This is a genomic window from Streptomyces sp. SID5910 (genome assembly GCF_009862125.1).
Lineage (GTDB): Bacteria > Actinomycetota > Actinomycetes > Streptomycetales > Streptomycetaceae > Streptomyces.
In genome coordinates, this window is the sequence record NZ_WWHX01000938.1 from 1 (window position 1) to 7,166 (window position 7,166).

Genomic DNA, 7,166 nt, shown 5'->3' on the forward strand with positions numbered 1-7,166 from the left:
CGTGCCGCCCCAGCGGCACGACTGCCCGCAGGCTGAGCGGGTTGGGGGGTGTGGCTGCCCGCGGGCTGAGCGGCGCGGCTGCCCGCGGGCTCAGGGGCGTAGCTGTCCGCGGGGTGAGTGGCGTGGCTGTCCGCGGGGTGAGTGGTGTGGCTGCTTGCGGGCATGGGGGCTTCGGGTGTGTCGGTGGTGGCCGGAGGTGTCGGGGCTGGGGGTGTGGTGGGGGTCTGGGGCCAGCGGGCGCCGAAGCGGCCGTAGGTGCCGAAGGTTTCGCGGGCCGTGCCCCAGCCGTACGCGCCGAAGCGGCCGTAGCCGCGGGTGCCCGTGGAGCGGGCGGGCCGCGCCTCGCGGGGGCGGAGGGACAGGGCCACCGCGGCGGACGCGATCGCCGGGAGCAGCGTCAGGAGGGTGACGGCCGCGGGGAAGGGGAGGCGCAGGCCGACCGCGAGGGAGTCGGCCGCGGCGCCGTCGAAGGGCCTGGCGGTCAGGTCGCCGCGCAGGTGGAGGAAGGCGAGCAGGGCCACCAGCGAGCCGATCGCCCCGGCGAGGGCCGTGGTCGTCGCGGAGACGGCCATCAGCCGGCCGGGTCCGAGGCCGATCGCCGACAGGCCGGGCCGGGGCCGGGTGCCCGGGTCGGTACGGGCCACGGCGACGGCGAAGTACACGGTGGCGGCGAGGGGGGCCGCGCACCAGGCGAGGCGGAGCGCGGAGGCGCCGGTCGAGTCGGAGTGGCCGATCGCGTGCCCGAGGGCGCACAGCAGCAGGAAGCCCGTGCCCGCCGAGAACGCCGCGACCAGCAGGCGGCGCAGCTGGACGGCGAACCGGGCGCGGCGGCTCAGACGGAGAGCGAGCACGCTGCCCGGCCTTCCGTCGCGGGGCCCGAGGAGGCCACCGTGGTCTCGGTCACCGGCGGCAGGTGCACGGTCCGTACCCGCCGGCCGTCCAGCAGCGCGACCGTGCGGTCGGCGAGCGCGGCGGTCCCCGTGTCGTGCGTGGCCAGGACCACGGTGATGCCGTGCGAGCGGGCCGCCGTGGTGAGCGTGCGCAGCACCTGGGCGCGGTCGGCGCGGTGCAGGGGTGCCGTCGGCTCGTCGGCGAACAGCACCGAGGGCGTGACGGCGAGGGCGCGGGCGATGCAGACGCGCTGCCGTTCGGCCTGCTGGAGTTCGTGGGGGCGCCGGCGGGAGACGCCGCCGACGTCGAGGCGGTCCAGCCATTCCAGGGCGGTCGTCTTGGCCCGGCGCCGGGCGGTGCCGCGCAGCATCAGGGGGAGCGCGGTGTTCTCCCAGACGCTGAGCTCCGGCACGAGCGCGGGAGAGGGGTCGATCCAGGCGAAGCGGTCGCGGCGCAGCCGTTCGCGGCCGATCGGGCCCATGGTGTGCACCGGCACGCTGTTGAACCAGACCTCGCCGTCCTGCACCCGCAGCAGCCCCGACAGGCACCGCAGCAGCGTCGTCTTGCCGCTGCCGCGCGGGCCGCTGACGGCGAGGATCTCGCCCTCCCGGACGCCGAGCGAGACGCCTTGCAGCGCGGGCGAGCCGTCGTGGTGCTGGAAGTGCAGGGCGCGAGCCCAGAGCACGTCGTTGTCCGGCGGAGCCTCCATGGGCGTACACCTCGGTTCTGATCCGTTTTCCCCGGTCGTTCCCCCGTCCGGGGGAACGAAGGCGGGGCCGATCGGTCACGAGGCACCGTAGGCAGTCACCGGGGTGCGGCCGGACAGCACGCGGCCCCGGGCCGCCGTTTCTCACTCGAACGGACGGCACCGGGGCCGGTGATGATCATCCGGAAGGATGACCGGAGCGCCGCGGGGCGGCCTGCGGGATCAGAGCTTCGTCCACGCCTCCGTCAGCGTGGCGCGCAGGATCTGCTCGATCTCGTCGAAGGTCTCCTGGTTGGAGATCAGCGGCGGGGCGAGCTGGATGACCGGGTCGCCGCGGTCGTCGGCACGGCAGTACAGGCCGTTGTCGAAGAGCGCCTTCGACAGGAAGCCGTACAGGATCCGCTCGGTCTCCTCGTCGTTGAACGACTCCTTGGTGGCCTTGTCCTTGACCAGCTCGATGCCGTAGAAGAAGCCGTTGCCGCGGACGTCGCCGACGATCGGCAGGTCGAGGAGCTTCTCCAGGGTGGCGCGGAAGTTGCCCTCGTTGTCCAGGACGTGCTGGTTGAGGCCCTCGCGCTCGAACAGGTCGAGGTTGGCGATGCCGACCGCGGCCGAGACCGGGTGGCCACCGAAGGTGTAGCCGTGCAGGAAGGTGTTGTCGCCCTTGTAGAACGGCTCGGCCAGGCGGTCGGAGATGATGCAGGCGCCGATTGGGGAGTAGCCCGAGGTCATGCCCTTGGCGCAGGTGATCATGTCCGGGACGTAGCCGAACTTGTCGCAGGCGAACGTGGTGCCGAGGCGGCCGAAGGCGCAGATGACCTCGTCCGAGACGAGCAGCACGTCGTACTGGTCGCAGATCTCGCGCACGCGCTGGAAGTAGCCGGGCGGGGGCGGGAAGCAGCCGCCCGCGTTCTGGACCGGCTCCAGGAAGACGGCCGCGACCGTCTCCGGGCCCTCGAAGAGGATCTGCTGCTCGATCTGGTCGGCGGCCCAGCGGCCGAAGGCCTCGGGGTCGTCGCCGAAGAGCGGCGCGCGGTAGATGTTGGTGTTCGGCACCTTGTGCGCGCCGGGCACCAGCGGCTCGAAGGGGGCCTTCAGGCCGGGCAGGCCGGTGATGGACAGGGCGCCCTGCGGGGTGCCGTGGTAGGCGACCGCGCGGGAGATGACCTTGTACTTGGTCGGCTTGCCGACCAGCTTGAAGTACTGCTTGGCGAGCTTCCAGGCGGTCTCGACGGCCTCGCCGCCACCGGTGGTGAAGAAGACCTTGTTGAGGTCGCCCGGGGCCTCGTTGGCCAGGCGCTCGGCCAGCTCGACGGCCTTCGGGTGGGCGTAGGACCACACCGGGAAGAAGGCGAGCTCCTGCGCCTGCTTCATGGCGGTCTCGGCCAGCTCGTGGCGGCCGTGTCCGGCCTGGACGACGAAGAGGCCGGCGAGGCCGTCGAGGTAGCGCCTGCCCTTGTCGTCGTAGATGTGGGTGCCCTCACCGCGGACGATGGTGGGGACGGGGGCGTTCTCGTACGACGACATGCGGGTGAAGTGCATCCACAGGTGGTCGTAGGCGGTCCTGCTGAGGTCCTTGGGGCTGTCGGTGCTCACGATTATCGGGTTCCCCACATATAGGTCTGCTTCTTGAGCTTGAGGTAGACGAAGCTCTCGGTGGAGCGCACTCCGGGGACGGCCCGGATGCGTCGGTTGATGACCTCGAGGAGGTGGTCGTCGTCCTCGCAGACGACCTCCACCATCAGGTCGAAGGAGCCCGCGGTCATCACCACGTACTCGCATTCCGGCATGGCCGCCAGCGCGTCGGCGACGGACTCCACGTCGCCCTCGACGTTGACACCGACCATCGCCTGCCGGCGGAAGCCCACGGTGAGCGGGTCCGTGACGGCGACGATCTGCATCACGCCCTGGTCGAGCAGCTTCTGGACGCGCTGGCGCACGGCCGCCTCGGAGAGGCCCACGGCCTTGCCGATCGCGGCGTACGGCCGGCGGCCGTCCTCCTGGAGCTGTTCGATGATGGCGAGGGAGACGGCGTCCAACTGGGGTCCGCCGTTCCTGGACTCGCGGGAGTCCTTCGGGTCTGCGCTTCGACTGGCCACGACTTCACTGTGCACGACGTATCGACACTTTTGCAAGGCCGGATCGATGAAATTCGTTGTCTGAGCACGTCCAGTCTGCGGATTTCGCAATGCGGAGGGGATCGGGGGTGTTGAAAACGTCGGGTCTCCGTCTAGGGTGGGTGTCTCAGTGTTTGGACATCGGCAGAGTCCGGACGCGAGAGACCTGAAGTAGACACCGAACTTGGAGGGCCGGCAGTGAGCACCGAGCTGCGTCGTCTGCGCAACTACATCGACGGTGAGTTCCGGGACGCCGCCGACGGACGGACCACCGAGGTGGTCAACCCCGCGACGGGTGAGGCCTACGCGACCGCGCCCCTGTCCGGGCAGGCGGACGTCGACGCCGCCATGGCGGCCGCCGCCGCGGCCTTCCCGGCCTGGCGCGACACCACCCCGGCCGAGCGGCAGAAGGCCCTCCTCAAGATCGCGGACGCGTTCGAGGAGCGGGCCGAGGAACTGATCGCGGCGGAGGTGGAGAACACGGGCAAGCCCATCGGGCTGACCCGCTCGGAGGAGATCCCGCCGATGGTCGACCAGATCCGCTTCTTCGCGGGTGCGGCCCGGATGCTGGAGGGCCGCAGCGCCGGTGAGTACATGGAGGGCCTGACCTCCATGATCCGCCGCGAGCCGATCGGCGTCTGCGCGCAGGTCGCGCCGTGGAACTACCCGATGATGATGGCCGTGTGGAAGTTCGCCCCGGCGCTCGCCGCGGGCAACACGGTCGTCCTCAAGCCCTCGGACACCACCCCCGCCTCCACCGCCCTGATGGCCGACATCATCGGCTCGATCGTGCCCAAGGGCGTCTTCAACGTCGTCTGCGGCGACCGCGACACCGGCCGCCTGATGGTCGAGCACGAGACCCCGGCGATGGCCTCCATCACCGGCTCCGTGCGGGCCGGCATGTCGGTCGCCGAGTCCGCCTCCAAGGACCTCAAGCGGGTCCACCTGGAGCTGGGCGGCAAGGCGCCGGTCGTGGTCTTCGAGGACACCGACATCCCCAAGGCCGTCGAGGGCATCTCGGAGGCGGGCTACTTCAACGCCGGCCAGGACTGTACGGCGGCCACCCGCGTGCTGGTCCACGAGTCGGTCCACGACGAGTTCGTGCGCGCCCTCGCCAAGGCCGCGTCCGAGATCAAGACGGGCCAGCCCGACGACGAGGACGTCCTGTACGGGCCGCTCAACAACCCGAACCAGCTCAAGCAGGTCGCCGGGTTCATCGAGCGGCTGCCCGCCCACGCCAAGGTCGAGGCCGGCGGCCACCAGGTCGGCGACAAGGGCTACTTCTACGCCCCGACCGTCGTCTCGGGCCTCAAGCAGGACGACGAGATCATCCAGCACGAGGTCTTCGGCCCGGTCATCACCGTCCAGTCCTTCCGCGACGAGGACCAGGCCGTGGAGTGGGCCAACGGCGTCGACTACGCGCTGGCTTCGTCCGTGTGGACCAAGGACCACGGCCGCGCCATGCGGATGTCCAAGAGGCTCGACTTCGGCTGCGTGTGGATCAACACCCACATCCCGCTGGTCGCCGAGATGCCCCACGGCGGCTTCAAGAAGTCCGGCTACGGCAAGGACCTCTCGGGCTACGGCTTCGAGGACTACACGCGCATCAAGCACGTGATGACGTCGCTGGACGCCTGACGGCCCCGGCCCCGCGCGGCCCCGGACGGGAACCCCCGTCCGGGGCCGCGGTGCGTGCGGGTACGGGGCCGTGCCCGGCCGCTGTGCGTACGGGCACGGGTCCGTGCCAGGGTCGACAGGGTGTCCGGCCTGGGCGGACGGGCTCGACGCAGCGTCGATTGCCGCCGCGCGGACGGACGCGGGATGCTGCGGCCATGCCCCTGCTCCCGAGGACGCCCTCGCTCTCCCGCCGGTCCCTGTTGCGCGGCCTGGGCGGCACCGCCGCGCTCGGCGCGCTGGCCGGCTGCGGTGTGCCGGCCGCGTACGTCGCCCCCGGCGACCGCGCCGCGACCGACCGGTCCGCCACCCAGCACCGGCTCACCTGGGCGAACTGGCCGCTCTACATCGACACTGACGAGGAGCACCCGAGCCGGCGGCCCACGCTCGACGCGTTCGAGAAGCGGACCGGGATCTCCGTCGACTACATCGAGGAGATCAACGACAACGACGAGTTCTTCGGCAAGATCAGCCCGTCCCTGATGAACCACCAGTCCACCGACCGCGATCTCATCGTCATCAGCGACTGGATGTGCAGCCGGTTCGTCCGGCTCGGCTGGGTGCAGGAGATGGACCGCTCCCGGCAGCCGAACGTCACCAAGTACCTGGACCCGCTGCTGCGTTCGCCCGCCTTCGACCCGGGCCGCAAGTACACCGTGCCGTGGCAGTCGGGCATCACCGGCATCGCCTACAACCGCCGTCGCCTCGGCCGCGAGATCCGGCACGTGTCCGACCTGTGGGCGAAGGACCTCAAGGGCCGGGTGACCCTGCTCTCCGGCATGGACGAGTCCTTCGCGCTGCTGATGCAGGGCAACGGCGTGGACATCACCGACTGGCACACGGACGACTTCCACACGGTCTGCGACCAGGTGGAGAAGCAGGTCGCCAAGGGCCAGATCCGCCGCTTCACCGGCAACGACTACATCAAGGACCTCTCCAGCGGCGACGTCCTGGCCTGCCAGGCCTACTCCGGTGACGTGATCCAGCTCCAGGCGGACGACCCGGACATCGAGTTCGTCGTCCCCGAGGAGGGCGCCGAGCTGTGGGCGGAGTCCCTCATGATCCCCAACCTGGCCGGTCACAAGGCCAACGCCGAGCGGCTGATCGACTTCTACTACCAGCCCGAGGTCGCCGCCGAACTGGCCGCCTGGGTCAACTACGTCTGCCCGGTCCCCGCGGCCCAGGACGTGCTCGCCTCCAGCGACGACGAGGAGACCGCCGCCCTGGCCGAGGACCCGCTGATCTTCCCCGACGCGCGGATGCGCGAACGGCTGGCCATCGCCAAGGACATCTCGGCGGGGCAGCGCACGGAGTTCGCGAAGCGGTGGAACGGGATCGTGGGCGTGTAGCAGACTGACCCGCGTGAGCAATTCATCGCGTGAGGAAATGGTCGGGGGCGCGGTCACGCTGGGGCTGCTGGCCGCCTGGGCGCTGCACGACGCCGAGGAGCTGGTGGCCATGCCGGGCTGGTGGCGGCGCAACCTGCCCGCGCTGCGCGAGCGGTACCCGGCCGTCCCGGAGGCGGTGTGGCGGCGGGCCGGGTCGGCCGAGCCGCGCGAATTCGCGGTCGCGGTGGGGGCGATGGCCGTCATCGTGACCGCCGCGTCCACCGCGGGACACCTGACCGGCGGCCGGTCGGCCGTGTACCAGACGGCGCTCAACGCCTTCGGCCTGCACGGCCTGGTCCACCTCGCGCAGGCGGGCCTCGTCCGCGGCTACACGCCCGGGTCCGCGACCTCGCCCCTGCTCGTCGTCCCGTTCACCCTCTGGGCCCGCCG

At 71.2% G+C, this 7,166-nt stretch carries 6 protein-coding genes and 1 pseudogene; 3 read left to right on the forward strand and 4 right to left on the reverse strand.

Annotated elements, in window-relative coordinates:
• The 4 genes and pseudogenes from GTW67_RS33495 to GTW67_RS33510 all read right to left on the reverse strand — a co-directional run.
• Nucleotides 1-851: pseudogene (locus tag GTW67_RS33495) on the reverse strand (hypothetical protein); the annotation flags it as partial.
• Nucleotides 833-1,600 (reverse strand): ABC transporter ATP-binding protein, encoded by a 768-nt coding sequence (locus GTW67_RS33500; protein ID WP_161168495.1) that lies wholly within the window; start codon nt 1,598-1,600, stop codon nt 833-835. The pseudogene GTW67_RS33495 and the gene GTW67_RS33500, both read right to left, overlap by 19 nt.
• A gap of 219 nt (nt 1,601-1,819) precedes the next feature.
• On the reverse strand, nt 1,820-3,193 hold the full coding sequence (locus tag GTW67_RS33505; RefSeq protein WP_161168496.1) for an aspartate aminotransferase family protein: 1,374 nt from the start codon (nt 3,191-3,193) through the stop codon (nt 1,820-1,822).
• A 2-nt stretch (nt 3,194-3,195) separates the two neighbouring features.
• Nucleotides 3,196-3,711, reverse strand: a complete 516-nt coding sequence (locus GTW67_RS33510) for an Lrp/AsnC ligand binding domain-containing protein (protein WP_161168497.1) — start codon at nt 3,709-3,711, stop codon at nt 3,196-3,198.
• A gap of 201 nt (nt 3,712-3,912) precedes the next feature.
• On the opposite strand from GTW67_RS33510, the gene GTW67_RS33515 reads away from it, so the two are divergent.
• The 3 genes from GTW67_RS33515 to GTW67_RS33525 all read left to right on the forward strand — a co-directional run.
• Entirely contained in the window at nt 3,913-5,352 is a 1,440-nt protein-coding gene (locus GTW67_RS33515) for an aminobutyraldehyde dehydrogenase (RefSeq protein ID WP_161168498.1), read from the forward strand.
• A 194-nt stretch (nt 5,353-5,546) separates the two neighbouring features.
• Nucleotides 5,547-6,737, forward strand: coding sequence for an extracellular solute-binding protein (locus GTW67_RS33520; RefSeq protein ID WP_161168499.1), 1,191 nt, complete (start codon nt 5,547-5,549; stop codon nt 6,735-6,737).
• Nucleotides 6,738-6,750: 13 nt separating this feature from the next.
• Nucleotides 6,751-7,166 (forward strand): HXXEE domain-containing protein (locus GTW67_RS33525; protein ID WP_161168500.1); only part of this gene is annotated, 416 nt, incomplete at its 3' end.